The organism is Actinomadura sp. NPDC049382 (assembly GCF_040677125.1).
GTDB lineage: Bacteria > Actinomycetota > Actinomycetes > Streptosporangiales > Streptosporangiaceae > Spirillospora > Spirillospora geliboluensis.
Window position 1 is genome coordinate 19,601 of record NZ_JBFARO010000060.1, and the last position, 26,992, is coordinate 46,592.

Below are 26,992 nucleotides of genomic sequence, written 5' to 3' on the forward strand. Positions count from 1 at the left end.
AGCCGAAACCCGAACGGCCCTGGGCCGGTGGTGGCTCACCGCGTCCCAGGGCCTCGCCCGACTGGAAAGGAGTCGGACTGTGTGCAATCTACCGAAGCCCCCGGAGCGTGAGGTGCCTGGCGGGCTGGGGCGGGACGGGGTGACGCTGGAGCGGTTCCGGGTGCTGGTTCGGCTCATGTGGGCGTTGCGGGAGGTCGGCCAGGGGTCCGTGCTTTACCTCGACGCCACGGCGGAGCCCGTGCTCTCGGTTCCGCTGGTCGCGCGGCGGCGGTCGCTGGCGGTGCTCGGCGTCCAGGAGCGGGACGGGCGCTGGGCCTACCTGTGGGACGCGGCCTGCAAGGTCCCGGCCGAGTCGGTGCGGCTGGCCGCTCGGCGGATCGCGGGGGTGTCGTCGTGATCGTCTGGGAGCGGAGGGACGTTCGGCTGTCGTCCAGCGAGGGGCTGGGCGTGCGGGACATTCGTACTTACGTGAGGCGGGCGCTGGAAGGGGTTGAGCATTCGTTCGACCTGGACGACGTCGACCTGATGGTGTGCGAGATCGCCACTAACGCCGTCCGTCACACGGACAGTGGGTTGCCCGGGGGTGGGGTGCGGGTGTCCGTGCTCGTCTCGGCTACCCGGCTGCGGGTCGAGGTTCAGGATGAGGGCGGGGCGCGGGGGCGGCCGATCGTGCCGGCTCAGCGGGGCGGGCTGAGCGAGTCCGGGCGGGGGCTCATGATCGTGGACGGGCTCGCCGACCGGTGGGGGATCGTCGATGGCAAGGACGGGGTATCCGTGTGGTTCGAGGTGGCGAGCGGATAGCAGAGTGGTGATAGCCGCCGGGTGAATCGGTATTGGCCCGGTCGTGCGGGGTGGGAGGAGGGTGGGAGCGTGGACGATCTAGATGACTGGCCGGGGAGCGGGCTCAGCGACGAGGAACTGGACGTCGCCTACAACGTGCGGCGGAAGGCCGGGCCGGAGCTCTTCGAGCGGCATATGGCGCGGTACCGGGAGCTTTCGGAGCAGGCCGTGGACGGGCTGCCCGGCCATCCAGGGATCGTCTACGACGAGGCGAGCGGCGAGCGGCTCGATGTGTGGGGGACCGGGGACGACGGCCTGCGGCCCGTGTTCGTTTTCCTGCACGGTGGCTATTGGATGGCGCTCTCGCGGGACGTGTCGTCCTTCATGGCGCGGGCCTTGTACGAGCAGGGCGTCGCGACCGTGGTGCCTGACTACACGCTGGCGCCGAAGGCAACGCTGGACGAGATCGTCCGGCAGGTGCGGGCGGCCGTGGCGTGGGTCTATCGGCATGGACGGGAGTTCGGCCTCGATCCCGAGCGGATCGTGGTGGGCGGTAGTTCGGCGGGCGGGCATCTGACCGGGATGACGATGGTCGGCGGCTGGCAAGACGCCTTCGGGCTTCCGCGGGACGTGGTCAAGGCCGCGATGCCATTCAGCGGGCTGTTCGACATCCGGCCGATCACTCGGGTGTATGTCAACGAGTACGTGAAGCTTGATCTGGAGCGCGCTGCCGCGCTGAGCCCTGCTCTGCTGGACGCCGACTATCGGTGTCCTGCGGTCTTCGCGGTCGCGGAGGACGACGGGGATGGGTTCTTGGAGCAGTCGAGGCTGTTCCAGCCGCAGTGGGGTGCCGGTGAGCTGATGATCGTGCCCGGCCGCGACCACTTCGACGTCGTGCTCGATCTCGCCGATCCGGAGTCGCTGGTGAGCACGGAGCTGATGCGCCTGATCAGGCGGTGAGCGCCGCGGCCTCGCGCTCGAGGTGGTCGAGCATCAGGCGGGCCGACGGCGTCGGGGTGCGGCCCGCGGGGAGCGTCACGCCGACCTGGCGGCGGACCGTCTCCAGCGGGACGGGCAGCGGCGCTATGTCGGCGTCGGTGCGGGCCACCAGTTCCGGTAGCGCGGCGATCATGTCGGTGTCGCGGACGAGGGTTCGGACGGTCAGGACGGACGTGCACTCGACCAGGTTGCCGGGAAGTGTCAGGCCGGAAGCGCGGAAGACCTGTTCCAGTTCGGTGCGCAAGGCCGTCTGCTCCAGGGGCAGCACCCACGGGTAGGCGAGGAGGTCGGCCAACGTGAGGTCGGGTACGGCGCGAGCCGGGTGGTCTTGGCGGGCCACCAGGAGAACTGGTTCGCCGTAGAGGGTGAGCTGGCGGAGGCCGCGCAGGTCGTCGATCGGGTTGAGGCGGCCGAGGATCAGGTCGATCTCGCCGTCCAGGAGGCGCGGCACCTGGGCGTCGAACGTCGCCTCCTGGACGATGACGGTGATGCCCGGCCGGTCCTTCTTGAGCGCGGCGATCGCCCGGGGGAGCAGGACGTTCGAGCCCGCCAGGAGAGTGCCGATCGTGACCGTGCCGACTTCGCCGTCCGCCAGGCCGGTGATGCGGTCGCCGGCGCGGCGGAGTTCGGCCAGGACGGCGCGCGCGTGCTCGATGAACGCCTCCCCGAACAGCGTCGGTGTCACGCCTCGCGGGCCTCGGGTGAACAGGTCGACGCCGAGGATGCCCTCGACTTCGCGCAGGCTGCGGGTGACGGCGGGCTGTGCCAGATGCAGGTGCTCGGCGGCCCGCAGGACGCTGCCCTGATCGGCGATGGCGACGACGAGCACCAGGTGCCGGAGCTTCAGCCGTCCGTTGAGGAGGTCGATCGCGCGCATGCCGACTTGGTATCACAGGACGGTGATAGCGGGATCCGTCAACCTCAAGCGCTGGGTATGTCTGACGGGTCCAGGTACGCCTCGGCCTGAAGCGTGAACAGCTCGGCATAGCGCCCGCCTGCGGCCATGAGCGAGTCGTGGGTGCCGTGTTCGGCGACCTGGCCGTCCGCCAGCACGTAGATGTGGTCTGCCATCCGGACGGTCGAGAACCGGTGCGAGATCAGCAGGACGGTCCGTCCGGCGAGCAACGTCCGCAGGCGGTCGAACAGCTCGTGTTCCGCACGGGCGTCCAGTGTCGCGGTCGGCTCGTCCAGGATGACGAACGGGGCGTCCCGGAAGAACGCGCGGGCCAGCGCCACCCGCTGCCACTGGCCGCCCGAAAGGTCCGTGCCACCCGCGAACTGGGGGCCGAGCAAGGTCGAATAGCCGTCCGGCAGGCCGCGCAGGAACCCGTCCGCCCCGGCCGCGCGGGCGGCCCGCGCGATGGCCTCGGCGTCGGCTGGTACCTCAGGGCGGCCCAGCGCGATGTTGTCGAACGCCGGGAGCACGTAGCGCTCGAAATCCTGAAACAGCACGGCGATCGACTCGCGCAGGCCGTCAGCAGAAGCGCCCGAGACGTCCACGCCGTCATACAGAATCCGCCCCGACTCCGGCCGGTACAGGTGCGACAGCAGCTTCGCCAGAGTCGTCTTGCCCGACCCGTTCTCGCCCACTAGCGCGACGACCTGCCCCGCCTCGATCCGCAGATCAACGCCGTCCACGGCAGGACGCGCGGCCGACGGATACGTGAACGAGAGATTCTCAGCCGTCAGCACGCCGAACGGCGGAGGCGGCAAGCCGGAGGGCCCGCGCTCCGGCGGGGTCAGGAACGAGGTGAGGTCCTGGACGAAGGGCGCCGCGTCGAAGAGCTGGTCGGTACCGGCGGCGGACATCCGAAGACGTGCGGCCAGCAGCATGACGGCGGTGGCGGCGGCGCCCGCGTCGGCCACCGGCATGCCGCCGGTCGCCGTGTACGCCAGCAGCAGCCCGAGCACCGCACCGAGCGCGATGCCGCTCACGCACCGCGCCGCCAACGTAATGCGCAGGCGGGTCCGAACCGTGCGGCGGATCTCTTCAAGACGCTCCTCGGTCCGCGCCTCCCAGCGTCCGCGCAGGTGCGGGGCCAAGCCGAACGCCCGGACCTCAGCAGCCGAGCGGCGGCTGGTCAGCACGTCCTGCAGATAGCTGCGTTCCCGCTCGGCGGGCGTGAGCCGGAACAGTGCGCCGTACAGCACCTGCCCGCTCTTCAGCCCGGCCAGCCACAGCGGCGCCCCTGCGGCCAGCGTCGCGGGGACGAGCCACGGCTCGATCGCCGCGAGCGCCAGCGCGACCCCGGCGGTGGCCATCAGCGCGCTGGTCAGCGCCCCCAGCCCCTGGACGACCTGATGCGGCCGGATCCGAGCGCTCATCGAGGCGCGCTCCAGCCGGTTGTGGAAGGCGGGACGCTCGAATTCCGCGAGGTCGACCGTGCACGCGACGTCCAGGATCCGGCCCATCGCGTACCGGTTGAGCAACTCGCTCAGCACGTCGTCCCGCGACGACGCGACCGAGACCGCGACGGCGATCAGCCCCGTCATTGCGAGGACGACTGCGCCCTGCACCAGGACGTCGGCGATATCGGCGCCGCCGAGCGCCTGGTCGAGGAGGTGCCGCCCGCCGAGGAGCGGCAGCACGAGGCCGAGGCCGGCGACGGCCTGGAGCGCCGTGATGAGGGCGTACTCCCGGGGCGCCGCCGACGCCGCGAGGCGGACGGCGCCCCAGACGAGCCGGGGCAGCCGCCGCAGGCCGACCTGCGGCGGCTGCGACCACTCGGCCGCGGTGACGGGCGGTGGATCGTCCATCAGTAGCCGATTTGCTCCACTTCACCGGTCCGGCCCGCATGGCCCTTCATCAGCAGGTCGGCGATGCGGTCGCTCATCGGCAGCCCGAGGTCGTTCTGCATCCACATGAACTGGCCGTTGGGGTTGGACTCCAGGAACACGTGCTCGCCGTCCGGGGTGACGATGAAGTCGACGGCGGCGTACACGAGCCCGAGCTCGTCGAGCAGTGCCCGGGTGCGGCGGACGACGTCCTCCGGCAGCGGCCGGTAGTCGCCGTAGTTCATCTGGATGTCGGCCCGCCAGTCGACCTTGGTCCGCTCCGCGCCCTGCGAGTCGATCACGACGGGGAAGTAGCTGTCGCCGATGACGGTGAGCCGGACCTCGTACGCCTTCTCGATGTACTCCTGGAACTGGCAGATGGTGTGCCGGACGCGGGGGAGGTGCTCGTCGATCTCCTCGCCCAGCACGGCGGTGAACAGGCCGGACGGGAACGCGCCCGGGTAGTGGATCACCCCGCCGCTGAGCGACTTGTAGACGAGCTTGCCCTCGCCCTCCTGCTTCGCCAGCCGCGCGACCTCGTCCGGGTCGTTGGTCAGCAGTGTCCGCGGGACCCGCAGACCGGCCTTCTTGGCGAGCTTCAGCTGGTAGGGCTTCAGGTCGGCGACCGCGTCCAGGTCGGGTCGGTTCATCCAGAGGCAGTCGGTCGAGCGGAAGATGCCGCCGACGCCGTGCTGCGCCTCGTAGCGGGCGAACTCGCGCTCGGCCTCGCCCATGTCGTCGCCGAACTCGAACGCGGTGGGCCGCCGGTACCAGACGCCGGACAGGGCGTTGAGGTCGACCTCGCGGTCGATCTCGCCGTCGTGGTGGCGCATGACGGCCCGGTCCGCGCCGTCGAAGTCGGACGTGGCGAAGCTGAGCCGGCGGGGGAAGTAGCTGGTGTCGACCCGGAAGACCCGGGCGCCCTTGGCCGTGAGGCTTCGGACGACCGGGTCGACCGTCGGGTCGAAGTCCTGGGTGAGGATCAGGACCTCTGGCCGATCGTCGTTCACGTGTCAGGCGCACACATCGTCGAGGATCTTGTCGCCCCACGGCGGTTGGCCCGAGCCGGTGACGGTGTACGAGCTGTACCCGGCGGTGATGTCCTCACCGTTGGGGCCGACCCAGGTCTGGGTGGCGGGGTCGTAGTGCCCCGCCTGCGGGTCGGCGGCCGGGGCGCCCTCGTCGGGCGTCCCCCACGGGGTGGAGTAGGCGTAGCCGAACGGCCGCTCGTCGCCGTCCGGGGTCGGGATCGCCGCCGGGTCGAAGCCGGCGTGGTCGGGTGAGATGAACGCGCGGGTCGTGCGCAGGGCGGGCCTGGTCAGGGTTCCGGGCATGGCTGTGCCTTTCGGGACGGGGTGTGCCGGACACTCGTGCGCGGGGCCGCTACGGGGATGTGGGCTCGGTGAGCCCGATGATCCCCGGGATGTCGCCGGAGAACGACCAGGTGAGGGTGGTCGTGTCGTAGTGGCCGGCCGCGAGTCGGGTGGTGTGCTCGGGTTCGTGCTCGTCCGGGGCCTCGTAGAGGTAGGCGAGCGGGGCGGAGGGGCTGGTTCGGGTCCGGGCGCGGGATTCGGTCGGCCGGGCGCGGACGACGAGGTCGCCGCCGTCGAGTTCGGGCGGGTCGAGGCGGAGGAAGGACGGCGGGTCGAGGGGGCCGGTGCCGTGGGTCATGCTCCGGTGCCGTGGGTCATGCTCGGGGCCTCCCGAAGATCACCGGCGGTACATGATCAAAGTGACATGGGCGGCGGGCCCCGGCAAGCCCGCGATCTTGGCCGCATCCGGCCACGCGGCCGGCCGGCGAATCTATATCCGATGAGTGATAGCGCTTGGGGGATTTGGTATTTGCCAGGCATAGCTCGCGGGGCAGAGGATCGGACCTGTCGAGCCATGCGGGAGGACACGGATGAAGGCTGAGCACTACGTCGGCGGCGTCTTCCGCTCGGACGGACCCGGCTTCCCGCTCGTCGATCCCGTGACCGGCGCCGAACTCGGCACCGTCCCCGAGGCCACCCGCGAGGTCGTAGACGACGCCGTCACGGCGGCGCGGGCCGCGCTGAAGGGCGGGTGGGGCGCGGCCGGCGCCGAGGAGCGGGCCGCCGCGCTGCGGCGCGTCGCCGACGGCATCGACGCCCGGTTCGAGGAGTTCGTCGAGGCGGAGGTCGCCGACACCGGCAGGCCCCGCTCGTTCGCCGAGACCGTCGACGTTCCGCGCGCCGCCGGGAACTTCCGCGCGTACGCCGACCTGCTGTACGGCCGTCCCGAGCGGGCCTACGTGACGCAGATCCCCGGGTGGAGCGCGGGCACGGGCGAGGCGCTCAACTACACCGTGCGGCGGCCGCTCGGCGTCGTCGCGATCATCTCGCCGTGGAACCTCCCGCTGCTGCTGTCCACCTGGAAGATCGCCCCGGCGCTTGCGTGCGGCAACGCCGTCGTAGTCAAGCCGTCGGAGGAGACGCCGTCCACCGCGACGCTGCTCGCCCGCGTCATCGACGAGGCCGGGGTGCCGGACGGCGCGTTCAACCTGGTGCACGGGCACGGCGCCGGCGCGGCCGGCGAGTTCCTGACCGGGCACGCGGGCGTGGACGCGATCGCGTTCACCGGCGAGTCGGCGACCGGCGCCGCGATCATGCGCAACGCCGCCGAGCACGTGACGCCCGTGTCGTTCGAGCTGGGCGGCAAGAACCCCGCGCTGGTCTTCGCCGACGCCGACCTCGATGCCGCCGTGGACGGGACGGTCCGCTCGTCCTTCACCCACTCCGGGCAGATCTGCCTGTGCACCGAGCGCGTCTACGTCGAGCGGCCCGTCTTCGAGGAGTTCGTGGAGCGGCTCGGCGCCCGCGCGCGCGAACTCGGCGGCTACGGGCCGATGATCTCGGCCGAGCACCGCGACAAGGTCCTGTCGTACTACCGGCTCGCCCGCGAGGAAGGCGCCACGGTCGTCGCGGGCGGCGGCGCGCCGCGGTTCGGCGACGAGCGCGACGGCGGCTTCTACGTCGAGCCGACCGTCCTCACCGGCCTCCCCGAGACCGCCCGCACCGTCCGGGAGGAGATCTTCGGGCCGGTGTGCCACGTCGCGCCGTTCGACACCGAGGACGAGGCGCTCGCGCTCGCCAACGACAGCCCCTACGGCCTCGCCTCCACCGTCTGGACCACCGACCTGTCGCGGGCGCACCGGGTGGCGCCGCGCGTCGAGACCGGGATCGTCTGGGTGAACTGCTGGAACCTGCGCGACCTGCGCACCCCGTTCGGCGGTGTCAAGGCGTCCGGAATCGGGAGGGAAGGGGGAGAGTACTCCCTGGACTTCTTCTCCGAACCCGTCAACGTCTGCATCCAGATCTGAGAGCGAGCCCCGTGACGACCACCATCGACCAAGCCGCCGACCGGCTGCTCGGCGCCTACGCCGCCGGCACGCCGTGCGCGCCCGTCCGCGACCTGATCACCACGGCCGACGACGCCTACGCCGTCCAGGACCGGCTCACCGAGCGGTGGCTGGCCGAGGGCCGCCGCCTCGCCGGACGCAAGATCGGGCTGACCTCCAAGGCCGTCCAGCGGCAGATCGGCGTGGACAGCCCCGACTTCGGGATGCTGTTCGCCGACATGGCCGTCCCGGACGGCGAGGAGATCCCCGCCGGCGCCGTCCTGCAGCCGCGCGCCGAGGCGGAGGTCGCGCTCGTGCTGGAGCACGACCTCACCCACGAGCGGCACACCGTCGCCGACGTCATCCGCGCGACCGCGTTCGCGCTGCCCGCGATCGAGGTCGTCGGCAGCCGCGTCCGCGACTGGGACATCACGCTCGCCGACACCGTCGCCGACAACGCCTCGTCCGGCATGTACGCGCTCGGCAACCGGCCCGTCCTCCTCAAGGACGTCGACCTGCGCCTGTGCGGGATGGTGATGGAGCGGCGCGGCGAGCAGGTCTCCACCGGCAACGGCGCCGCCTGCCTCGGCCACCCGCTGAACGCGGCGCTGTGGCTCGCCGACACGCTGGTGCGCGTCGGCCGCCCGCTGCGCGCCGGCGACACGGTGCTGACCGGCGCGCTCGGCCCGGTCGTCCCCGCCGCGCCCGGCGAGGTGTTCGAGGCCCGCATCGACGGGCTCGGCGACGTCCGCGTCGCCTTCGGCAAGGAGAGTGCCTGATGGTGGACGTGACCGCGCTCGCGCGGACCCTCGACGACGCCGCCCGCGACGTCCGCGCGGTCCCGAAGCTGACCGACACGACGCCGTTCGACGTCCCCGCCGCCTACGCGGTGCAGCGTGCTGGGATGGAGCTGCGCCGCCGCCGGGGCGAGCGTCCCGCCGGGATCAAGATGGGCTTCACCAGCCGCGCCAAGATGGTGCAGATGGGCGTCGACGACGTCATCTGGGGCCTGCTCACCGACCGGATGCTCGCCGGGCCCTCGGTGGACGTGTCGCGCCTCATCCACCCGCGCGTCGAGCCGGAGATCGCCTACCTGATCGGACGGGAGGTCCGCTCGGTCGCCGAGGCCGAGTCGGCCGTGGCCGGCGTCGCGGTCGGGTTCGAGATCCTCGACTCCCGCTACCGGGACTTCGAGTTCACCCTCCCGGACGTCATCGCCGACAACGCCTCGGCGGCGCGGTTCGGGTACGGGGCCTGGCACCCGCCGCGCGACCTGTCGAACGCCGGGCTCCTGCTGGAGATCGACGGGCGCCCGGTGCAGGCCGGGTCGTCCGCCGCGATCCTCGGCGACCCGGCGCGGTCGCTGCGCGCGGCGGCGCGGCTCGCGCTCGGCGCCGGGATCACCCTCGAACCCGGCTGGATCGTCCTCGCGGGCGCCGCCACGGCGGCCGTCCCGCTGCCGAAGGACGCGCACGTCCGCGTCACCGGGGCCGGCCTCGGCGCGGTCGAGGTGACCACATGATGGGCGACGCGTTCCTCGTCGACGGCAAGGCCAAGCCGCGGGGGCGGTTCCCGCACCTCAAGCGGGCCGGCGACTTCGTGTTCGTGTCCGGGACGAGCTCCCGCCGCCCGGACGGGACGTTCGTCGGGGCGAGCGCCGACCCGATGGGCGTCACCGACCTCGACATCCGGGCGCAGACCCGCGCCGTCATCGAGAACATCCGCGACCTGCTCGCCGCCGCCGGGGGAGACCTCCGCGACGTCGTCAACGTCACCGCGTACCTGGTGAGCATGAACGACTTCGGCGGCTACAACGAGGTCTACGGCGAGTACTTCGACGAGAGCGGCCCGGCCCGCACCACCGTGGCCGTCCACCAGCTCCCGCACCCGCACCTGCTCGTCGAGATCTCGTGCGTCGCGCACATCCCGCAGACAGACACGTCGCAGAGAGGCAAGGAGGCCGGGGCATGACCCTGCCGCAGCTGTCGCACGGACAACCGTTCAACTTCCAGGCATGGATCGACGAGCACCGCGACCTGCTCAAGCCGCCCGTCGGCAACGTCCAGGTGTTCGACGAGGCCGGGCTGATCATCATGGTCGTCGGCGGCCCGAACCAGCGCACCGACTTCCACGACGACCCGACCGAGGAGTTCTTCTACCAGCTCCGCGGCAACATGGTGCTGCGCGTCATGGAGGAGGAGGGCCGCCCGCCGACCGACGTGCAGATCAACGAGGGCGACGTCTTCCTGCTGCCGCCGCACGTCCGGCACTCGCCGCAGCGCCCCGAGCCCGGCTCGATCGGCCTGGTCGTGGAGATCCCCCGGCCGGAGGGGCTGACGGAGGCGTTCGAGTGGTACTGCACCGAGTGCCACCACCTCGTCCACCGCGTCGAACTGCAGGTCCGCTCCATCGTGGACGACCTGCCGCCCGTGTTCGAGGGCTTCTACGGCGGCGACCGCACGTGCCCCAACTGCGGAGCCGTCCACCCGGGCAGGACATGGCCGCGGGCCATGACCCCGACCACCGCGCCCCGGGCCTGACGGGGGCGCCGTGACGGTCATCGACGTCCACGCCCACGTCTTCCCGGAGCTCACCCGCGACGAGGGCCGCGTGCTCGCCGACGAGGGGCAGCCGTGGCTGCGCCTCGACGGCGGCGGCGCCGGCATGATGATGTCCGGGGACGAGGAGTACCGGCCGGTCGGCGCGGCCCTGTGGGACCCCGCGCGCCGCGTCGCCGACATGGACGCCGCGGGCGTGGACGTCCAGGCCGTCTCGTCCACCCCGCTGATGTTCGGGTACGCGGCCGAGCCGTCCCGCGCCGCCGACTGGTGCGACCTCGTCAACGACCGCATCCTCGCGTTCTGCGCGCACGCACCGGACCGGCTGCTGCCGCTCTGCCAGGTCCCCCTCCAGGACCCCGAGCTCGCCTGCCGGGTCGCGACGCGCGCGAAGGCGGCCGGGCACCGCGGCGTGCACATCGGCAACCACGTCGGCGACCGCAACCTCGACGACGACGGCATCACCGCGTTCCTCGCGCACTGCGCGGAACTCGGCCTGCCCGTGCTGGCGCACCCGTGGGACATGCTCGGCGCCGACCGGATGCGCGGCCACATGCTGCCGTGGCTGTCGGGGATGCCCGCCGAGACGCAGCTGAGCATCCTCGGGCTGATGCTGTCCGGCGCGTTCGAGCGGATCCCCGCGTCGCTGCGGATGTGCTTCTGCCACGGCGGCGGCAGCTTCGCGTTCCTGCTCGGCCGGGCCGACAACGCCTGGCACCGGCGCGACATCGTCCGCGCCGACTCGCCGCGCCCGCCGTCGGAGTACCTCGACCGGTTCCACGTCGACTCCGCCGTGTTCGACCCGCGCGCGCTCCGGCTGCTCGTGGACGTGATGGGCCCCGGCCACGTCATGCTCGGCACCGACTACCCGTTCCCGCTCGGCGAACTGGAGCCGGGCGCGACGATCCGCGCCTGCCCCGGGCTGGACGACGCCGACCGCGCCCGCCTGCTCGGCGGCAACGCCGCGGAGTTCTTCGCCCTCGCCGAGGCGCCCGAGCCCGCGCCCGCGCCCGCACTCGTGACCACCGAAGGAATGACGCAGTGACCCTGGAAGACGAGGCGCGGCGGCTCGACGAGACCGACCCGCTGCCCACGCTGCGCGGCGAGTTCCTCGTCCCGCCCGCGCCCGGCGGCCGGTACGAGGAGGCCGCGTACTTCGCCGGCAACTCCCTCGGCCTGCAGCCGCGGAGCGTCGCGGGACGGCTCCGCGAGGAGCTGGACGACTGGGCGCGCCTCGCCGTCGAGGCGCACACTCAGGGGCGCCGCCCGTGGGTGGACTACCACGAGCTGCTCCGCGAACCCGCCGCCCGGCTCGTCGGTGCGCTGCCGCACGAGGTCGTCGCGATGAACTCGCTCACGGTCAACCTGCACCTGCTGATGGCGAGCTTCTACCGGCCCGCCGGGACGCGCACCCGCATCCTCATCGAGGACTCGGCGTTCCCGTCCGACTCCTACGCGGTCGCGGGCCAGGCCGTCCACCACGGGCTCGACCCGGCCGCGGCGGTCGTGCGGCTGAAGCCGCGCCCCGGCGAGGACAACCTGCGCACCGAGGACGTCCTCGCCTTCCTCGAACGCGAGGGCGGCACGGTCGCGCTCGTCCTGCTCGGCGGCGTCAACTACCTGACCGGCCAGCTCATGGACATCCCCGCGATCACCAAGGCGGGCCGCGCCGCCGGCGCCGTGGTCGGCTGGGACCTCGCGCACGCCGCCGGGAACGTCCCGCTGCGCCTGCACGACTGGGACGTCGACTTCGCCGCCTGGTGCACCTACAAGTACCTGAACTCCGGTCCGGGCGCGGTCGCGGGCTGCTTCGTGCACGAGCGCCACGTCCGGGACGCCTCCGTGCCGAAGCTGTCCGGCTGGTGGGGGACCGACCCGGCCGTCCGGTTCCGGATGGACCCCGAGATCGCGCCGCCCGCGTCCGCCGACGCCTGGCAGGTGTCCAACCCGCCGATCCTCGCGCTCGCGCCCGTGCTGGCCTCCCTGGAGATCTTCGACCGGACCGGGATGGCCGCGCTGCGCGCCAAGAGCGAGCGCCTCACCGGGTACCTGGCCGGCCGGCTCGCCCCGCTCGGCGGCGTGGAGGTCATCACCCCGGCCGACCCGGCGGCGCGGGGCGCCCAGCTGTCGCTGCGCGTCCCGGACGCCGGCGGGCTCGTCCGGCGGCTCGCCGCGGCGCACGGCGTGGTCGCCGACGCCCGCGAACCCGATGTCGTCCGGCTCGCTCCCGTCCCGCTGTACTGCACGTTCCACGACTGCCACCGCGCCGCCGAGGCATTGTCGGATCTTGTTTAGGTGTGTCGGTGCATAAGTCGCGCCGGTATCGGGTAGGTTCGGACGCGTTGCACGATGGCGTCGGCCAGTCCGACGTCGAGCAGTCTCGAAAGCGTTTTTCCGGGCGACCGGCGGACGTGGGATGAGTCCGCTTGCAGCCCGGTCCGCCGTCCGGCGGGCCGGTGAGGTTACCCAGAAGGAAAAGACAGCATGGCCGAAGGCACCGTGAAGTGGTTCAACGCCGAAAAGGGCTTCGGGTTCATCGCGCCTGACGGCGGCGGCCCCGACGTGTTCGTCCACTACTCGGCGATCACCACCAGCGGGTACCGCAGCCTGGACGAGAACCAGCGCGTCGGTTTCGAGATCACGCAGGGCCAGAAGGGCCCGCAGGCCGAGGGCGTCTACCCGCTCTAAGGCTTCGCCCTTCTCGATGTAGACCCGACGAAAGGCCGGGGACGCTCGCCGTCCCCGGCCTTTCGCATGCCCGCGGCAAGGCCGGCGGGCGCTAGTGCAGCGCCTTCGCCGACGCGTCGGTCGCGGGCGCCGCGGTGCCCGGCTCGCGCGGGCGCAGCGCGCCGGCCGACAGCGTCATCACCGCGACCACGCACGTGATCATCGCGAACGCCGCCCGGTAGGACAGCGCGCCCGCCGTCCAGCCGGTCACCGCCGGCGCGGTCAGCCCGGACAGGTAGGTGATCGTCGCGACGCCGGCCACGCCCTCGCCGGGCGTCGCGCCGATGCCGGCCGCCGCCGCGAACACCAGCGGGACGACGGTGGCGATCCCGATGCCGACCAGCGCGAACCCGGCGACCGCGGCCCACGGCGCGCGGGCGGCCACCACCATGATCCCGCCGGCCACGGCGACCGAGCCGCCGCACCGGATGACCGCCGCCGGGCCGAACCGCCGCACGAGCCGGTCGCCGGCCAGCCGGGTGACCGCCATGCAGGACATGAAGACCGTGAACGCGGCGGCGGCGAGGCCGGGGCCCGCGTGCGTCACCTCGGTGAGGTAGACGGCGGACCAGTCGGCGCTCGCGCCCTCGGCGAACGTCCCGCAGAACCCGACCGCGCCGATCGCGGCGACGGCCTTGGTCGGCAGCGCGAACCGGCGCGGCGCCGGGACGCCCTCGGCGGGCCGGTCCGCGAGCAGCCCCCGCCCGGCGAGCAGGCCCGCCGCCAGCAGGACGAGCGCGACCAGCCCGAGGTGCAGCCGCGCGTCGATCCGGGCGTGCGCGGCGGCGATGCCGGCACCGCCCGCGGCGAGGCTGCCGACGCACCACAGGCCGTGCAGCCCCGACATGACCGGGCGGCCCACGGCCCGCTCCACCGCGACGCCGTGCGCGTTCATGACGACGTCCGACATGCCGGCGGTCGCGCCGTACAGCAGCATCGCCGCGAACAGCCAGGCGGGCGCGGGCGCGAGCGCGGGGAGGGCGAGCGCCGCGCACCAGGCCGCGATCAGCAGCCGGACGGTGCGGCGCTCGCCGATCCGGTGCGCCACGCGGCTCGCGGTGGGCATCGCGGTGAACGCGCCGAGGGACGGGCACAGCAGGGCCAGCCCGAGCACGGTGGGGGAGAGGTCGAGGCGGTCCTGGATCCAGGGCAGGCGCGTGGCGAGGGTGCCCGCCACGGCCCCGTGGACGGCGAAGACCGCGCCGATGGCCCGGTGGGGAGAGGTCATGGACGGAAAAACTAACAGGAAGGCTTCCTGATGAAAAGTGTATTAGGCAGGAACCCTGACTACTATGTGGGCGGTGAAGACCGCCGACCCGACCATGGCCCGCGCGATCAACGACCGGCTGGCCCTCGACCTGCTGCTCGAACGCGGCCCGCTCACCGCCCCGCAGCTGCGGACGCTGACCGGGCTGTCCCGGCCGACCGTGTCCGACCTGATCGAGCGGCTCCGGGCGGCCGGGCTCGTCGAGGTCGCGGGGGAGACCGGCGCCGAGCGGCGGGGCCCGAACGCCCGCCTCTACGGACTCGTCGCCGACCGCGCCCACATCGCCGGGGTCGACCTGCGCCGCGACGCCGTCCACGTCGCCGTCGCCGACATCGCCGGGAACGAGACCGGCACCGCGACCCGCCCCCTGCCGGCCGCCCCCGACCTGGCCGCCCTCGTCGCCGCGGCGGTCGTGGAGGCGGCGGACGGCCGCGCCCTGCACACCGTCGTGCTCGGCACCCCCGGCCCCGTCGACCCGCGCACCGGCCTGGTGACCGACAGCGGCGTCCCCGGCGGCCGCCCCGACCTCGGCGCGGCGCTCCGGGACCGCCTCGGCGCGCCGGTGCGGCTGGAGAACGAGGTCAACCTCGGCGCGATCGCCGAGCACCGGGAGGGCGCCGCCGCGGGCCGCGCCGACTTCGCGCTGCTGTGGCTGGACGACGGCATCGGCGGCGCGGTCGTCCTGGACGGCCGGCTGCGGCGCGGCGCGTCCGGCGGCGCCGGCGAGGTCGGGCTGCTGAAGTTCGGCGGCACCGACTTCTGCCACCTGCTGGACCGGGCCGCCGTCGCCGGCCTCGCCGACGAGCAGGTGGCCGCCTGGATCGCCGAGGCCGCGTTCGCGCTCGTCGCCGTCCTCGACCCCGGGCTCGTCGTGCTCGGCGGCGAACTCGGCCGCTCGGGCGGCGACCGGCTCGCCGGGCTCGTCGCCGACCGGCTCGGCGCCCTCGGCCCGGCCCCCACCGACGTGCGGGCGAGCCGCGTCGAGGGCGACGCCGTGCTGCGCGGCGCGGTGCTGACCGCCCTCGACGTCGTCCGCGACGCCGTGTTCGGTTAGCCCCTTGGCTGGCTGGACCCGTGCCTGGCTGGACCCGTGCCCGGCTGAGCCTGTACAGGGCTACTCCTTGGGCAGGCGTTCGCCGCTGCGGAGCCGGTCGAGGCCGAGCCAGATGAACTCCACCGCCATCTGCTCGGCGCGCTCGCGCGGCGTGTCGGGATGCTCCAGCCACCACGACACCATCGACAGCATCGACCCGTACATCAGCGGGACGAGCAGCCGCGCCCGCCGCTCGTTGACCTCCAGCGCGGCCGGGGACAGCGCCGGGTCGGCGCGGCGGCGGCGCAGCAGCAGGTCGGCGAACGCGGTGCCGAGCCGGTCGCGCAGCTCCCGCAGCTCCAGCCCGACCTCCGGCTTGTCGAGGTGCCGGACGACCACCGCCCACGCGTCCGGCTCGGCGGTGGCGTAGTCGAACAGCACCCGGATCATCGCCCGGATGCCGTCCGCGGAGCCGTGCGCGGCGAGCACGGCCTCGTTCAGCCGGCCGGTGAGCTCGCCGACGATCGCCTCCGTCACCTCGGCGAACAGCTCCTCCTTGGACGTGAAGTGCTGGTACAGCAGCGCCTTGGACACCTGCGCCGCCCCGGCCACGTGCTCCATCTGGGTCAGGTGGTAGCCGCGCCGGCCGAACTCCGCGAGCGCCACCTGCAGCAGCTGCTCGCGCCGCCGGGCGTACGGCATCCGCCGCCGCACGCCCGCCGTCTCCCCCGTGCCACTGGTCATTTACCGAGATACCTGCCCAGCTCCGCGCGGGCCACTGACCGCACGTGCACCTCGTCCGGGCCGTCGGCGAGGCGCAGCGTGCGCAGCCCCGCCCACATCGCGGCGAGCGGCGTGTCGTCGCTGACCCCGGCGCCGCCGTGCACCTGGATCGCCCTGTCCACGACGTCCAGCGCGACCCGCGGCGCGATCACCTTGATGGCCGCGACCTCCGACCGGGCCGCCTGCACGCCGTGCTTGTCGATCAGCCAGGCGGTCTTCAGGGTGAGCAGCCGGGCCTGCTCGATCGCCATCCGCGACTCGGCGATCTGCTGGCGGACGACGCCCTGCTTGGCCAGCGGGCCGCCGAACGCCACCCGCGACGCCGCGCGCTCGCACATCAGCTCCAGCGCCCGCTCGGCCATCCCGATCGCGCGCATGCAGTGGTGGATGCGGCCGGGGCCGAGCCGCGCCTGCGCGATCGCGAAGCCGCCGCCCTCCTCGCCGACGAGGTTCTCCACCGGCACCCGGACGTCGGTGAAGGTGATCTCGCAGTGGCCGTGCTGGTCGGAGTAGCCGAACACGGGCAGCGGCCGGACGACCTCCACCCCCGGCGCGTCGAGCGGCACCAGCACCATCGACTGCTGCCGGTACGGGTGGCCGTCCGGGTCGGTCTTGCCCATCACGATCATGATCTTGCAGCGCGGGTCGGCGGAGCCGCTGATCCACCACTTGCGGCCGTTGATGACGTAGTGGTCGCCGTCGCGCTCGATGCGGGTGGAGATGTTGGTGGCGTCGGAGCTCGCGACGTCCGGCTCGGTCATCGCGAACGCGCTGCGGATCTCGCCGTCCAGCAGCGGCCGCAGCCAGGTCTCCTTCTGCTCGGGCGTGCCGAACAGGTGCAGGACCTCCATGTTGCCGGTGTCGGGCGCGGCGCAGTTGGTGGCCTCGGGCGCGAGGCTGGGGGAGCGGCCCGTCACCTCGGCGAGGGACGCGTAGTCGGTGACGCTCAGGCCGTGCGCCGGGTCCTCGCTGTCGGGCAGGAACAGGTTCCACAGGCCGCGCTTGCGCGCCTCGACCTTGAGGTCCTCGACGACCGGTGGGACGGTGTGCTCCTGCCCGGCCGCGCGGAGCTCCGCCCGCTGCGCGGCGTAGACCGGCTCGGCCGGGTAGACGTGGCTGTCCATGAAGTCCTGGAGGCGGCCGAGGTACTCCTGGGCCCGCTCGCTCAAACCGAAGTCCATTCCGCTAGAGTAACTGACGAGTCAGTTACTTCGGGAGGGAGTCCCCATGGCAGCCTTCGACGGCACCGGCAAGGTCGCGCTGATCACGGGCGGATCCAACGGCATCGGGGCCGCGGTGGCGCGCCGGCTCGCCGGCGCCGGCGCCCGCGTCGTCGTCGCGGACGTCGACGCCGACGCCGGGACCGAACTCGCGAAGGAGCTGGACGGCGCGTTCGTCCGCTGCGACGTCCGCGAGCCCGCCGACAGCGAGGCCGCGGTCGCCGTCGCCGTCGAGCGGTTCGGCGGCCTCGACGTGGCGTTCCTCAACGCCGGCGTCGCCGGCGGCGGGGGAGTGGGCGACGACTTCGACCTCGCCGCCTACCGGCGCGCCATGGGCATCAACCTCGACGGCGTCGTGTTCGGCGCGCACGCCGCCCTGCCCGCCCTGCGCGCCCGCGGCGGCGGCGACATCATCGCCACCGCCAGCATGGCGGCGCTCACCGCGACCCCGTTCGACCCGGTGTACGGCGCCAACAAGGCCGCCGTCGTCGGGCTCGTCCGCGCCCTCGGCCCCACGTTCGCCGCGGAGGGCATCCGGGTGAACGCCCTGTGCCCCTCGTTCGCCGACACCGACATCCTCGTGCCGCTGAAGGGGCATCTCCAGGAGACCGGGTTCCCGATCCTGGACGTCGCCGACGTCGTCGAGGCGTTCATGCGGATCATGGAGGCCGACGGCGCGGGCGAAGCCTGGTACGTGGTGCCGGGCCGCCCGTCCGAGCCGTTCACGTTCCGCGGCGTCCCAGGCCCCCGCTGAGCCGCCCGCCCGACACCGACAGGAGAGACATGCGCGCGATCCAGATCACCGAGTTCGGCGGGCCCGAGGTCCTCACCGTCACCGAGCTGCCCGAGCCGACCGCCGGCCCCGGGCACCTGCTCGTCGACGTCGCCCGGGCCGGCGTCAACTACGCCGACACCCACCAGGCGGAGAACAGCTACCTGTCGGCGTCCACGCTGCCGATGGTGCCCGGCGGCGAGGTCGTCGGCACCACCCCGGACGGCCGCCGCGTCGTCGCGCTCGTCGGCACCGGCGGCTACGCCGAGAAGGCCGTCGCGTCCGAGGCGCTGGCCTGGGAGGTCCCCGACGGCATCGACGACGTCACCGCCCTCGGCATGATCGTCCAGGGCGCGTCCGCGTGGGTGCTGCTGCGCCGCAGCGTCCACCTCGCGCCGGGCGAGTCCGTCGTCGTGCATGCCGCCGCCGGCGGCGTCGGCACGCTCGCCGTCCAGCTCGCCAAGGCGTGGGGCGCCGGCCGGGTCATCGCCACCGCCTCCTCGGCGGACAAGCGCGCCCTCGCCCTCGACCTCGGCGCCGACGTCGCCATCGACGCCAACGAGCCCGACCTCAAGGCCGCGCTCATCGACGCCAACGGCGGCCGCCGCGTCGACACCGTCCTGGAGATGACGGGCGGCGAGGTCACCGACCAGAGCCTGCGCGCCCTCGCCCCCTTCGGCCGCCTCGCCTTCTACGGGATGGCGTCGCGCAAGGAGCCCTCGCCCGTCCGCCCCGCCACGCTCATGGCGCACTCCACCACGATCTCCGGCATGTGGCTCGCGCACGTCTTCCAGCTGCCCGGCGACGTGATGCGCACCGCGCTGGAGGAGCTGTTCGGCCTCGTCGCCGACGGCCGGCTCCGCGTGGTCGGCGGCGGCGAGTACGGGCTCACCGAGGCCAGGCGGGCGCACGAGGACCTGCGGGCCCGCCGCACCACCGGCAAGCTCGTCCTGGACCCCTCGCGCTGACCCGCCGCCGCTACCCCACCAGGCCGTTCTCGTAGGCGTACACGACGGCCTGGGTGCGGTCGCGCAGCGCCAGCTTCGTCAGCACGTGCCCGACATGCGTCTTGATCGTCTGCTCGGCCAGCACCAGCTCGGCCGCGATCTCGGCGTTGGACAGCCCGCGCGCCATGAGCCGCAGCACGTCCAGCTCCCGCGGCGTCAGCCCCGCGGTCGCCTGCGGGCTCGGCCGCTGGTGCCGGCGCCGGCGCGCGAAGTCGCCGATCAGCCGCCGGGTGATGGACGGGGCGAGCAGCGCGTCGCCCGCCGCCACCACCCGCACCCCGTTCACCAGGTCGGCGGCCGAGGCGTCCTTCAGCAGGAACCCGCTGGCGCCCGCGCCGAGCGCCTCGTAGACGTACTCGTCCAGGTCGAACGTGGTCAGCACCAGCACCTTCGGCCGCGCGTCCGCCGGGTCGGCCGCCGGATCCGGCGGCCCGACCAGCTCGGCGGTGGCGGCGAGGCCGTCCATCTCCGGCATCCGGATGTCCATCACGATGACGTCCGGATCGAGCGCGCGGCCGAGCTCCACCGCCTCGCGGCCGTTGCCCGCCTGCCCGACCACCTCGATCCCCGGATCGGAGGACAGCAGCGCCGCGAGCCCGTCGCGGATCATCACCTGGTCGTCGGCGATCAGCACCCGAATCGTCACGCCGCAAGCCTACGGCCGGCGATCACCTGTTTTCTGGGGGACGACCCCCAGACCCCCGGAAGGGGCGGACTGACCGTCGCCCTCCGCTCCGCTGGCGCTCCGCTCCGGGCGCCGGTCAGTCCGCGTCTCCGTACGGCAATTCGGCGGTGACGGACCAGCCGTCGGCGCGGGGGCCGGCGTCCAGGCTGCCGCCCAGCATCGTGACGCGCTCGCGCATCCCGACCAGGCCGTGGCCGCCGCCCTGCGACTCCTCCGGCGTGCTGCGGGCCCCGTCGTCGGTGACCGTCACCGACAGCGCCTCGGCGCCGTACTTCACCTCGACGTGCACCTGGGAGCCCGGCGCGTACCGGGACGCGTTGCTCAGCGACTCCTGCACGATCCGGTACGCCGACAGGTCGACGCCCGCGTTCAGCGGGCGCGGCATCCCGACCACGACCGTGGCGACCGACAGCCCGGCGCGGCGGGCGGCGGCGACGAGGTCGTCCAGCCGCTCCAGGCCGGGCTGCGGGGCGCGCTCGGCGCCCTCGTCGTCGGCGCGCAGCAGCCCGACGACGCGGCGCGTCTCGGTGAGCGCCTCGCGCGCCGCGTCCCGCACCACCCCGAACGTCTGCCGGGCCGCGTCCGGCAGGTCGGGGATCTTGTAGGGGGCCGCCTCCGCCTGCATCGCGATCACCGACATGTGGTGCGCGACGACGTCGTGCAGCTCGCGGGCGATGCGGGCGCGCTCCTCCAGCACCGCCTGCCGGGCCAGGTCCTGCCGGTGCTGCTCCTCGCGGCGGCGCAGCTCCTCCACCGCGGAGTGCCGCCCGCCGACCGCGTCCCCGAACGTCAGCGCCAGCACCGCGATGCCCGCGAGGATCATGCCGAACCAGCCGGGCATCCCGAACAGCACGGCGGGCACCAGCACGCCGGCGACCGTCACCGCGCCGACGCCGACCGTCGTCTGCCGGTCCGCGCCGACGCCGGTGAAGAACAGGATGACGACGAGCGCGAGGATCGCGGTGACCGGCCACGGCATGAAGCCCGCGCCGTGCCGGACGAACACCGTCAGCAGCAGCCCGGCCGCCGCGACCCGCCAGGCGGCGAGCGGCCACCGCACCGCGAAGATCAGCGGCGCCCCCTGCAGCACCCCGAGCGGCCACGCCAGCCCGGGGTCGACGTGGTACCCCGAGATCGCGATCGCGATGGAGCCCGCGGTGAAGCCGATCGTCAGCGCGGCGAGCAGGGCCAGGATCGGCACCCGCAGCGGCATGGGCGCGGGCAGCAGGGTGACGGGCGGGCCGTCCCCGCCGGGCAGCAGGGCGGCGCGGACCCCGGCGGCCAGCCGGGTGCGGCCGGCGGAGGCGGCGCGGTCTGAGTCGTTCATTTGACCGGAAGCCTAGAACCCGCGCCGACCGGACCGCCTGACCCCCGGGAGGGAGATCCGATCCGCCCCTCCGGTATCAGCCTGAACTGCGCCGTCGTCCGCGTGCGATCTTGCGGTGACCGGGCCCGGCGGCGGAGACTGCGGGCATGACCGATCTCAGCCACCCGATCTTCGCCCGGCTCTACCCGCGGCTGGACGCGGGCTGCGCCAAGGCGGGCGGGACCGCGCACCGCGCCGAGCTGCTCGCCGGCGCGTCCGGCCGCGTGCTGGAGGTCGGCGCCGGATACGGGGCCAACTTCGCGCACTACCCGCCCGAGGTGACCGAGGTGGTCGCGATCGAACCGGAGCCGCGGCTGCGCGCCCAGGCCGACCGCGCCGCCGCGCGGGCGCCCGTGCCCGTCACGGTGCGCCCCGGCCTCGCCGAGGACCTCGACCTGGACGACGCCTCCTTCGACGTCGCGGTGGCCTCGCTCGTGCTGTGCTCGGTGCGCGACCCCGTCCGCGCGCTGGCCGAGCTGAGGCGCGTCCTGCGGCCGGGCGGCGAGCTGCGCTACTACGAGCACGTCCGGGGGAGGACGCCGGGCAAGACGCGGTTCCAGCGGTACGCCGACGTCCTGTGGCCGTTCTTCGCCGCCGGCTGCCACGTGTCCCGCCCGACGGACGAGTGGATCGCCGGATCGGGCTTCACCGTCCGGACCGAGCGGCACTTCGAGTTCCCCGAGGGAGGCCGCGGGAACCCCGCCTCACCGCACGTGCTCGGCGTCGCCGTGCGCGACTGAGGAACGGGCAGATCCCCGCATAAGGTCGATCTCCCGGGGAAGATCAGGGCGCATGACCACGACCGGCAGCGCACCGCGACCCTCGGACGACCCGGAGCGGGACGGCCCCTCGCACGCCACGGCCACCGCCGTGCTGCTCGCCGGCGCCGCCGCCCTCGGCGGCTTCCTGTTCGGCTACGACTCCTCGGTGATCAACGGGACCGTCGACGCGCTCAAGGACCGGTTCGAGCTGAGCGGCTTCGCGGTCGGGTTCGTCGTGTCCGCCGCGCTGCTCGGCTGCGCCGTCGGCGCCTGGTTCGCCGGGCCGATCGGCGACCGGATCGGCCGCGTCCGGGTGATGCTGCTCGCCTCCGTGCTGTTCGTCATCAGCTCGATCGGGTCGGCGCTGGCCTTCAGCGCGGTCGACCTGACCGCCTGGCGGCTGGTCGGCGGCCTCGCCATCGGCGCCGCGTCGGTGATCGCGCCCGCCTACATCGCCGAGATCGCGCCCGCCGAGCTGCGCGGCCGGCTCGGCTCGCTGCAGCAGATGGCGATCGTCCTCGGCATCTTCGCGGCCCTCGTCGTCGACTACGTCATCGCGCGGGTGTCGGACGGCGGCGCCACTGGAACGTTCCCCTGGGGCGGCGACGCGTGGCGCTGGATGTTCGCCAGCGCCGTCGTGCCCGCCGTCATGTACGGCGTGATCGCCACGACCATCCCCGAGTCGCCCCGCTACCTGGTCAAGAAGCACCAGACCGCGCGCGCCCGCGAGGTGCTCCGGCGGGTCATGGGGCACGGCGACGTGGACCTGAAGATCAGGGAGATCGTCCGGTCGATCGCCGAGGACCGGCCCGTCCACCTGCGGGACCTGCGCGGCCACCGGCTCGGGCTGCTGCCGATCGTGTGGGTCGGCATCCTGCTGTCGGTCTTCCAGCAGTTCGTCGGCATCAACGTGATCTTCTACTACTCGTCGTCGCTGTGGCAGGCGGTCGGGTTCTCCGAGGACGACGCGATGCTCACCTCGGTGATCAACTCTCTGGTGAACGTCGGGTTCACGCTGGTCGCGATCGCCCTGGTCGACCGCATCGGGCGGCGGCCGCTGCTGCTCGGCGGCGCCACCGGCATGGCGCTGTCCCTCGGCACCCTCACCGTCTGCTTCGCCACCGCCCCGGTGGTGGACGGGCAGCCCAACCTCGGCGACGTCGCCGGGCCCGTCGCGCTCGTCGCCGCCAACGTCTTCGTCGCCTCGTTCGCCGCGACCTGGGGCCCGGTCGTGTGGGTGATGCTCGGCGAGATGTTCAACAACTTCATCCGCGCGTCCGCGCTCGCCGTCGCCGCCGCCGCGCAGTGGATCGCCAACTGGGTGGTCACCACCACGTTCCCCGGCATCTCCGGCTTCTCGCTCGGCCTCGCCTACGGCCTCTACACCCTGTTCTCCGTCCTCGCGATCCTGTTCGTGATCCGCGCCGTCCCCGAGACGAAGGGCCGCGAACTGGAGGACATGGACAAGCTCGCCGCCCCGAGGGCGCGCGCATGACCGCGCCCCTCGGTTACAGTGGTGGCATGCCGCACGTCAGCATCGAGACGACGACGCCGGGTCACTCCCGGCACCGCGGCATGCACTGACCTTGCACGCGGAAGGGCCCCGGGAGCGATCCCCGGGGCCCTTCCGCTTTCCGGGGACGCCGCGGGCCCTCCACGACGAGAGGAGACCCGATGGAACCGGATGAGTCCGGCGCGGACGCCGAGTCGATAGCATCGGAACCCGCTGATCCCAGACCACCATCGCGAGGAGTACCCGTGTCCACCGTGCCCGAACTGCGCATCAGACTCGACGGCGGCGAGCGGGCGGTACCGGCGGGCACCACCGCGGGCGAGGCGCTGGACGCCGACGGCCGCACCGTGATCGCCGCCCGGGTCAACGGCGAGCTGCGCGACCTCGCCGCCGGGCTGGCCGACGGCGACGCCGTCGAGCCCGTCGAGATCGGCTCCGCCGACGGCCGCGCGATCATGCGGCACTCCGCCGCGCACGTGATGGCGCAGGCCGTCCAGGAGCTGTTCCCCGAGGCGAGGCTCGGCATCGGCCCGCCGGTCGAGAACGGCTTCTACTACGACTTCGACGTCGCCGAGCCGTTCACCCCCGAGGACCTCAAGCGCATCGAGAAGCGGATGCGCGAGATCGTCAAGCAGGGCCAGCGGTTCGCCCGCCGCCCCGTCTCCGACGACGACGCGCGCGCCGAGCTGGCCGCCGAGCCCTACAAGCTGGAGCTGATCGGCCTGAAGGGCTCCGGCCCGGTCGGGGACGCCGCGGACGGCGCCGACGTCGAGGTGGGCGGCGGCGAGCTGACCATCTACGACAACCTCGACGCCAAGTCCGGCGAGCTGCGCTGGAAGGACCTGTGCCGCGGCCCGCACCTGCCGTCCACCCGCGTCATCCCCGCGTTCAAGCTGATGCGCTCCGGCGGCGCCTACTGGCGCGGCAGCGAGAAGAACCCGCAGCTCCAGCGGATCTACGGCACCGCGTGGGAGTCCCGCGACAAGCAGGACGAGTACCTGAGGTTCCTCGAGGAGGCCGAGAAGCGCGACCACCGCCGGCTCGGCGCCGAACTCGACCTGTTCTCCTTCCCGCCGGAGCTCGGCAGCGGCCTGCCGGTCTTCCACCCCAAGGGCGGCATCATCCGCAAGGAGATGGAGGACTACATGCGCCGCCGGCAGCAGGAGGCCGGCTACGAGTTCGTCAACACCCCGCACATCACCAAGTCGTCGCTGTTCGAGACCTCCGGCCACCTGCCGTACTACGGCGAGGACATGTTCCCGCCCTTCGAGGTCGACGACGTCGAGTACCGCGTCAAGCCGATGAACTGCCCGATGCACAACCTGATCTTCCGGGCGCGGGGCCGCTCCTACCGCGAGCTGCCGCTGCGGCTCTGCGAGTTCGGGTCGGTGTACCGGTACGAGAAGTCGGGCGTGGTGCACGGGCTCACCCGCGTGCGCGGCATGACCCAGGACGACTCGCACATCTACACCACCAAGGAGCAGATGGGCGACGAGATCAAGTCGCTGCTGACCTTCGTGCTCAGCGTCCTGCGCGACTTCGGCCTCTCCGAGTTCTACCTGGAGCTGTCCACCCGCGACGACTCCGACAAGTTCATCGGCGAGGAGGCCGACTGGGCGGAGGCCACCGCGGCGCTGCGCCAGGCGGCCGAGGAGTCCGGGCTGGAGCTCGTGGACGACCCGGGCGGCGCCGCGTTCTACGGCCCGAAGATCTCCGTGCAGGCCAAGGACGCCATCGGCCGGACCTGGCAGCTGTCCACCATCCAGCTCGACTTCAACCAGCCGAAGCGGTTCGGCCTGGAGTACCAGGCGGCGGACGGCACCCGGCAGACCCCGGCGATGATCCACCGTGCGCTGTTCGGGTCGGTGGAGCGCTTCCTCGGCGTACTCGTCGAGCACTACGCGGGCGCGATGCCGCCGTGGCTGTCGCCGGTGCAGGCCGTCGGCATCCCGATCGGCGACGCGCACGTCCCGCACCTGGAGCGGGTCGCGGCGAAGCTGCGCGAGCGGGGCGTCCGCGTCGAGGTCGACACCTCCTCCGACCGGATGCAGAAGAAGATTCGCAACGCGCAGAAGCAGAAGATCCCCTACATGCTGCTCGCGGGCGACGACGACGTGGCCAAGGACGCCGTGTCGTTCCGGTACCGCAGCGGCGAGCAGAAGAACGGCGTCCCGATCGACGAGGCGGTCGACGAGATCGTCAAGGCCGTCGAGGCCCGCGTCCAGATCTGAGCGCGGGCGTCACCGCACCGGGGCCGCGGGCGCGGGCCCGGTGCGGTGGCGGCGGCTCCGGCGGCGGGCGGCTCCGGCTCCGGTGACGGCGGGGTGCGGGCCGTCCGGAGTTGGTAGCCTCTTCGATCAATTGCCACGACGGGGAGACGGCGGAGATGAAGTCCAGGAGACCGGCGCGGCGGGGCCGGCCGCCCCGGCTCTGGGGCCGGATCGCGGGCTACGGCGGCACGCTGGCGCTCGTCGCCGCCGCCGTAGCCGTGCTGCTCCAGCCGCTGATGGACGACGGGAAGAAGGGCGCCGCGGGCGCGCAGGGCCCGGTGAGCCCGTCCGCGTCGGCCGTCCCGGGGCAGGCCGGTGTCCCGGGCGCCCCGGGGGCGTCGGCGACGCCGACCAACCCGGTGCCGCAGCAGAACGGCGGCGGCCGGCCGTACCCGACCGCCGGGACCGGCGGGCAGGGCGGCGGCCCCACGATCCCCGAGCAGAACACCGGCGACACCCTCGACTGGTGCCCCGACGGGACGGGCCTCTACCGCGTCACGTCCGCCGGGGTGAACGTGCTCGTCACCGTCTCCGCCAGCGGGCTGATCCGGGCCGAGCTCGTGCTGCGGGGGCGGGCGCCGAAGTCGCAGCAGGCGACCGCGAGCGCGGGCCGGCCGCACACCTTCTACTTCGCCGGCGTCTCGGGGGGCCTCGTCGAACGCGTGAAGGTCACGACCGTGTCGGTCGGCGGCGGCATGCAGAGCTGCTACGCGCGGGGCGTCTGACCCGCCGCGCCGCGGCCCCGTGACGGCGCGGCCGGCATCCGGACGTCCGTCACGGACACGTTGACCGCCGCCACCCGTGAGCCGAGCATCAGGCCCGCGATCCGCGCCACGTTGCCCTGCACCATCGCGGCGACGTCCTTGATCACCGTGCCGTACTCGACCGCGATGGCGACGTCGACGGTGGCCTCCTCGTCGCCCACGGCGACGCGCGCGCCCGCCGGGGCGAGGCCGGCGACCCCGGCCACCTCCTGCGCCGCCAGCTCGGCGATCTTCGCCAGCACGGCGTCGTCGATCGTGACGCGGCCCTCCACCGCCACGGTGACGTCGTTGGCGGAGCCGTGCAGCGTCATCGGCGGCGCGGCGGCCGCCCCGGGCGCCGACGGCGGGCCCGCC

At 73.3% G+C, this 26,992-nt stretch carries 29 protein-coding genes; 18 read left to right on the forward strand and 11 right to left on the reverse strand.

Annotated features, from left to right (window positions below; genetic code table 11):
- The first annotated feature begins 112 nt into the window (after nucleotides 1-112).
- From AB0K34_RS28540 to AB0K34_RS28550, 3 genes are all read left to right on the forward strand, one after another.
- Complete coding sequence (locus tag AB0K34_RS28540) at nucleotides 113-397, forward strand: hypothetical protein (RefSeq protein WP_301176544.1); 285 nt, start codon at nucleotides 113-115, stop codon at nucleotides 395-397.
- Nucleotides 394-801, forward strand: coding sequence for an ATP-binding protein (locus AB0K34_RS28545; RefSeq protein WP_301176543.1), 408 nt, complete (start codon nucleotides 394-396; stop codon nucleotides 799-801). Before AB0K34_RS28540 ends, AB0K34_RS28545 begins: the two co-directional genes overlap by 4 nt.
- 69 nt (nucleotides 802-870) lie before the next feature.
- Nucleotides 871-1,740 (forward strand): alpha/beta hydrolase, encoded by an 870-nt coding sequence (locus AB0K34_RS28550; RefSeq protein ID WP_240808298.1) that lies wholly within the window; start codon nucleotides 871-873, stop codon nucleotides 1,738-1,740.
- Here the strand turns inward: AB0K34_RS28550 and AB0K34_RS28555 are convergent.
- The 5 genes from AB0K34_RS28555 to AB0K34_RS28575 are packed head-to-tail and all read right to left on the reverse strand — an operon-like array spanning nucleotide 1,730 to nucleotide 6,225.
- Nucleotides 1,730-2,656 carry a LysR substrate-binding domain-containing protein gene (locus AB0K34_RS28555; protein WP_138639598.1) on the reverse strand — a complete coding sequence of 309 codons (927 nt, stop codon included), beginning with the start codon at nucleotides 2,654-2,656 and terminating at the stop codon, nucleotides 1,730-1,732. The genes AB0K34_RS28550 and AB0K34_RS28555 overlap by 11 nt on opposite strands.
- 44 nt (nucleotides 2,657-2,700) lie before the next feature.
- Nucleotides 2,701-4,536, reverse strand: a complete 1,836-nt coding sequence (locus AB0K34_RS28560; RefSeq protein WP_364552006.1) for an ABC transporter ATP-binding protein — start codon at nucleotides 4,534-4,536, stop codon at nucleotides 2,701-2,703.
- On the reverse strand, nucleotides 4,536-5,564 hold the full coding sequence (locus tag AB0K34_RS28565; RefSeq protein WP_089327253.1) for an MvdC/MvdD family ATP grasp protein: 1,029 nt from the start codon (nucleotides 5,562-5,564) through the stop codon (nucleotides 4,536-4,538). The genes AB0K34_RS28560 and AB0K34_RS28565 overlap by 1 nt, the downstream gene beginning before the upstream one ends.
- A gap of 3 nt (nucleotides 5,565-5,567) precedes the next feature.
- The gene (locus AB0K34_RS28570) at nucleotides 5,568-5,888 is read right to left on the reverse strand and encodes a hypothetical protein (RefSeq protein WP_089327252.1); all 321 of its coding nucleotides are present in this window, start codon (nucleotides 5,886-5,888) and stop codon (nucleotides 5,568-5,570) included.
- A 49-nt stretch (nucleotides 5,889-5,937) separates the two neighbouring features.
- The gene (locus tag AB0K34_RS28575) at nucleotides 5,938-6,225 is read right to left on the reverse strand and encodes a hypothetical protein (protein WP_301176542.1); all 288 of its coding nucleotides are present in this window, start codon (nucleotides 6,223-6,225) and stop codon (nucleotides 5,938-5,940) included.
- Between the two features lie 232 nt (nucleotides 6,226-6,457).
- Between AB0K34_RS28575 and AB0K34_RS28580 the strand changes: the two genes are divergently transcribed.
- From AB0K34_RS28580 to AB0K34_RS28615, 8 genes are all read left to right on the forward strand, one after another.
- Nucleotides 6,458-7,894, forward strand: coding sequence for a 2-hydroxymuconic semialdehyde dehydrogenase (locus AB0K34_RS28580; protein WP_301176541.1), 1,437 nt, complete (start codon nucleotides 6,458-6,460; stop codon nucleotides 7,892-7,894).
- An 11-nt stretch (nucleotides 7,895-7,905) separates the two neighbouring features.
- Nucleotides 7,906-8,691 carry a fumarylacetoacetate hydrolase family protein gene (locus tag AB0K34_RS28585; protein WP_274704649.1) on the forward strand — a complete coding sequence of 262 codons (786 nt, stop codon included), beginning with the start codon at nucleotides 7,906-7,908 and terminating at the stop codon, nucleotides 8,689-8,691.
- Nucleotides 8,691-9,434: a fumarylacetoacetate hydrolase family protein gene (locus AB0K34_RS28590; protein ID WP_138639603.1), complete on the forward strand. Its 744-nt coding sequence runs from the start codon at nucleotides 8,691-8,693 to the stop codon at nucleotides 9,432-9,434. The genes AB0K34_RS28585 and AB0K34_RS28590 overlap by 1 nt, the downstream gene beginning before the upstream one ends.
- Nucleotides 9,431-9,883, forward strand: coding sequence for a RidA family protein (locus AB0K34_RS28595; RefSeq protein WP_205719498.1), 453 nt, complete (start codon nucleotides 9,431-9,433; stop codon nucleotides 9,881-9,883). Before AB0K34_RS28590 ends, AB0K34_RS28595 begins: the two co-directional genes overlap by 4 nt.
- Nucleotides 9,880-10,452 (forward strand): 3-hydroxyanthranilate 3,4-dioxygenase, encoded by a 573-nt coding sequence (locus AB0K34_RS28600; RefSeq protein ID WP_138639604.1) that lies wholly within the window; start codon nucleotides 9,880-9,882, stop codon nucleotides 10,450-10,452. The genes AB0K34_RS28595 and AB0K34_RS28600 overlap by 4 nt, the downstream gene beginning before the upstream one ends.
- Before the next feature lie 10 nt (nucleotides 10,453-10,462).
- Nucleotides 10,463-11,515 (forward strand): amidohydrolase family protein, encoded by a 1,053-nt coding sequence (locus AB0K34_RS28605; RefSeq protein ID WP_138639605.1) that lies wholly within the window; start codon nucleotides 10,463-10,465, stop codon nucleotides 11,513-11,515.
- Nucleotides 11,512-12,765, forward strand: coding sequence for a kynureninase (kynU, locus tag AB0K34_RS28610; RefSeq protein WP_171069277.1), 1,254 nt, complete (start codon nucleotides 11,512-11,514; stop codon nucleotides 12,763-12,765). The genes AB0K34_RS28605 and kynU overlap by 4 nt, the downstream gene beginning before the upstream one ends.
- A 189-nt stretch (nucleotides 12,766-12,954) precedes the next feature.
- On the forward strand, nucleotides 12,955-13,158 hold the full coding sequence (locus tag AB0K34_RS28615; protein WP_067468803.1) for a cold-shock protein: 204 nt from the start codon (nucleotides 12,955-12,957) through the stop codon (nucleotides 13,156-13,158).
- A 91-nt stretch (nucleotides 13,159-13,249) separates the two neighbouring features.
- On the opposite strand, the gene AB0K34_RS28620 is transcribed toward AB0K34_RS28615, so the two are convergent.
- Nucleotides 13,250-14,425 (reverse strand): MFS transporter, encoded by a 1,176-nt coding sequence (locus AB0K34_RS28620; RefSeq protein ID WP_138639606.1) that lies wholly within the window; start codon nucleotides 14,423-14,425, stop codon nucleotides 13,250-13,252.
- Between the two features lie 73 nt (nucleotides 14,426-14,498).
- On the opposite strand from AB0K34_RS28620, the gene AB0K34_RS28625 reads away from it, so the two are divergent.
- Nucleotides 14,499-15,518: an ROK family transcriptional regulator gene (locus tag AB0K34_RS28625; RefSeq protein WP_301176540.1), complete on the forward strand. Its 1,020-nt coding sequence runs from the start codon at nucleotides 14,499-14,501 to the stop codon at nucleotides 15,516-15,518.
- 60 nt (nucleotides 15,519-15,578) lie between these two features.
- On the opposite strand, the gene AB0K34_RS28630 is transcribed toward AB0K34_RS28625, so the two are convergent.
- Nucleotides 15,579-16,241 (reverse strand): TetR/AcrR family transcriptional regulator, encoded by a 663-nt coding sequence (locus tag AB0K34_RS28630; protein ID WP_138635808.1) that lies wholly within the window; start codon nucleotides 16,239-16,241, stop codon nucleotides 15,579-15,581.
- Nucleotides 16,238-17,461 carry an acyl-CoA dehydrogenase family protein gene (locus AB0K34_RS28635; protein WP_138635809.1) on the reverse strand — a complete coding sequence of 408 codons (1,224 nt, stop codon included), beginning with the start codon at nucleotides 17,459-17,461 and terminating at the stop codon, nucleotides 16,238-16,240. The genes AB0K34_RS28630 and AB0K34_RS28635 overlap by 4 nt, the downstream gene beginning before the upstream one ends.
- Nucleotides 17,462-17,507: 46 nt before the next feature.
- On the opposite strand from AB0K34_RS28635, the gene AB0K34_RS28640 reads away from it, so the two are divergent.
- Both AB0K34_RS28640 and AB0K34_RS28645 read left to right on the forward strand, forming a co-directional pair.
- Nucleotides 17,508-18,254, forward strand: a complete 747-nt coding sequence (locus tag AB0K34_RS28640) for an SDR family NAD(P)-dependent oxidoreductase (RefSeq protein ID WP_138635810.1) — start codon at nucleotides 17,508-17,510, stop codon at nucleotides 18,252-18,254.
- A gap of 29 nt (nucleotides 18,255-18,283) precedes the next feature.
- Complete coding sequence (locus AB0K34_RS28645) at nucleotides 18,284-19,240, forward strand: NADPH:quinone oxidoreductase family protein (protein WP_138635811.1); 957 nt, start codon at nucleotides 18,284-18,286, stop codon at nucleotides 19,238-19,240.
- A gap of 10 nt (nucleotides 19,241-19,250) precedes the next feature.
- Here the strand turns inward: AB0K34_RS28645 and AB0K34_RS28650 are convergent, their stop codons facing one another.
- Complete coding sequence (locus AB0K34_RS28650) at nucleotides 19,251-19,925, reverse strand: response regulator transcription factor (RefSeq protein WP_138635812.1); 675 nt, start codon at nucleotides 19,923-19,925, stop codon at nucleotides 19,251-19,253.
- Nucleotides 19,926-20,040: 115 nt separating this feature from the next.
- Nucleotides 20,041-21,291: a sensor histidine kinase gene (locus AB0K34_RS28655; protein WP_138635813.1), complete on the reverse strand. Its 1,251-nt coding sequence runs from the start codon at nucleotides 21,289-21,291 to the stop codon at nucleotides 20,041-20,043.
- 146 nt (nucleotides 21,292-21,437) lie between these two features.
- Between AB0K34_RS28655 and AB0K34_RS28660 the strand changes: the two genes are divergently transcribed.
- The 4 genes from AB0K34_RS28660 to AB0K34_RS28675 all read left to right on the forward strand — a co-directional run bounded on the left by AB0K34_RS28660 (nucleotide 21,438) and on the right by AB0K34_RS28675 (nucleotide 26,599).
- Nucleotides 21,438-22,070 (forward strand): class I SAM-dependent methyltransferase, encoded by a 633-nt coding sequence (locus AB0K34_RS28660; protein WP_138635814.1) that lies wholly within the window; start codon nucleotides 21,438-21,440, stop codon nucleotides 22,068-22,070.
- A 52-nt stretch (nucleotides 22,071-22,122) separates the two neighbouring features.
- Nucleotides 22,123-23,586: a sugar porter family MFS transporter gene (locus AB0K34_RS28665; RefSeq protein WP_138635815.1), complete on the forward strand. Its 1,464-nt coding sequence runs from the start codon at nucleotides 22,123-22,125 to the stop codon at nucleotides 23,584-23,586.
- Nucleotides 23,587-23,849: 263 nt separating this feature from the next.
- Nucleotides 23,850-25,835, forward strand: coding sequence for a threonine--tRNA ligase (gene thrS, locus AB0K34_RS28670; protein ID WP_138635816.1), 1,986 nt, complete (start codon nucleotides 23,850-23,852; stop codon nucleotides 25,833-25,835).
- 155 nt (nucleotides 25,836-25,990) lie between these two features.
- On the forward strand, nucleotides 25,991-26,599 hold the full coding sequence (locus tag AB0K34_RS28675; protein ID WP_301176539.1) for a hypothetical protein: 609 nt from the start codon (nucleotides 25,991-25,993) through the stop codon (nucleotides 26,597-26,599).
- On the opposite strand, the gene AB0K34_RS28680 is transcribed toward AB0K34_RS28675, so the two are convergent.
- A partial coding sequence (locus AB0K34_RS28680) for an Asp23/Gls24 family envelope stress response protein (protein WP_364552021.1) occupies nucleotides 26,581-26,992 on the reverse strand: 412 nt, incomplete at its 5' end. The genes AB0K34_RS28675 and AB0K34_RS28680 overlap by 19 nt on opposite strands.

Excerpts from the sequence above, each read along its gene's own strand:
- AB0K34_RS28675 (WP_301176539.1), top strand. The coding sequence starts at position 25,991 with ATGAAGTCCAGGAGACCGGCGCGGCGGGGCCGGCCGCCCCGGCTCTGG.
- AB0K34_RS28640 (WP_138635810.1), top strand. The coding sequence starts at position 17,508 with ATGGCAGCCTTCGACGGCACCGGCAAGGTCGCGCTGATCACGGGCGGA.
- AB0K34_RS28570 (WP_089327252.1), bottom strand. The coding sequence starts at position 5,888 with ATGCCCGGAACCCTGACCAGGCCCGCCCTGCGCACGACCCGCGCGTTC.
- AB0K34_RS28600 (WP_138639604.1), top strand. The coding sequence starts at position 9,880 with ATGACCCTGCCGCAGCTGTCGCACGGACAACCGTTCAACTTCCAGGCA.
- AB0K34_RS28630 (WP_138635808.1), bottom strand. The coding sequence starts at position 16,241 with ATGACCAGTGGCACGGGGGAGACGGCGGGCGTGCGGCGGCGGATGCCG.
- AB0K34_RS28560 (WP_364552006.1), bottom strand. The coding sequence starts at position 4,536 with ATGGACGATCCACCGCCCGTCACCGCGGCCGAGTGGTCGCAGCCGCCG.
- AB0K34_RS28590 (WP_138639603.1), top strand. The coding sequence starts at position 8,691 with ATGGTGGACGTGACCGCGCTCGCGCGGACCCTCGACGACGCCGCCCGC.
- AB0K34_RS28645 (WP_138635811.1), top strand. The coding sequence starts at position 18,284 with ATGCGCGCGATCCAGATCACCGAGTTCGGCGGGCCCGAGGTCCTCACC.
- AB0K34_RS28660 (WP_138635814.1), top strand. The coding sequence starts at position 21,438 with ATGACCGATCTCAGCCACCCGATCTTCGCCCGGCTCTACCCGCGGCTG.
- AB0K34_RS28655 (WP_138635813.1), bottom strand. The coding sequence starts at position 21,291 with ATGAACGACTCAGACCGCGCCGCCTCCGCCGGCCGCACCCGGCTGGCC.
- AB0K34_RS28580 (WP_301176541.1), top strand. The coding sequence starts at position 6,458 with ATGAAGGCTGAGCACTACGTCGGCGGCGTCTTCCGCTCGGACGGACCC.
- AB0K34_RS28620 (WP_138639606.1), bottom strand. The coding sequence starts at position 14,425 with ATGACCTCTCCCCACCGGGCCATCGGCGCGGTCTTCGCCGTCCACGGG.
- AB0K34_RS28615 (WP_067468803.1), top strand. The coding sequence starts at position 12,955 with ATGGCCGAAGGCACCGTGAAGTGGTTCAACGCCGAAAAGGGCTTCGGG.
- AB0K34_RS28635 (WP_138635809.1), bottom strand. The coding sequence starts at position 17,461 with ATGGACTTCGGTTTGAGCGAGCGGGCCCAGGAGTACCTCGGCCGCCTC.
- AB0K34_RS28665 (WP_138635815.1), top strand. The coding sequence starts at position 22,123 with ATGACCACGACCGGCAGCGCACCGCGACCCTCGGACGACCCGGAGCGG.
- AB0K34_RS28575 (WP_301176542.1), bottom strand. The coding sequence starts at position 6,225 with ATGACCCACGGCACCGGCCCCCTCGACCCGCCGTCCTTCCTCCGCCTC.
- AB0K34_RS28555 (WP_138639598.1), bottom strand. The coding sequence starts at position 2,656 with ATGCGCGCGATCGACCTCCTCAACGGACGGCTGAAGCTCCGGCACCTG.
- AB0K34_RS28595 (WP_205719498.1), top strand. The coding sequence starts at position 9,431 with ATGATGGGCGACGCGTTCCTCGTCGACGGCAAGGCCAAGCCGCGGGGG.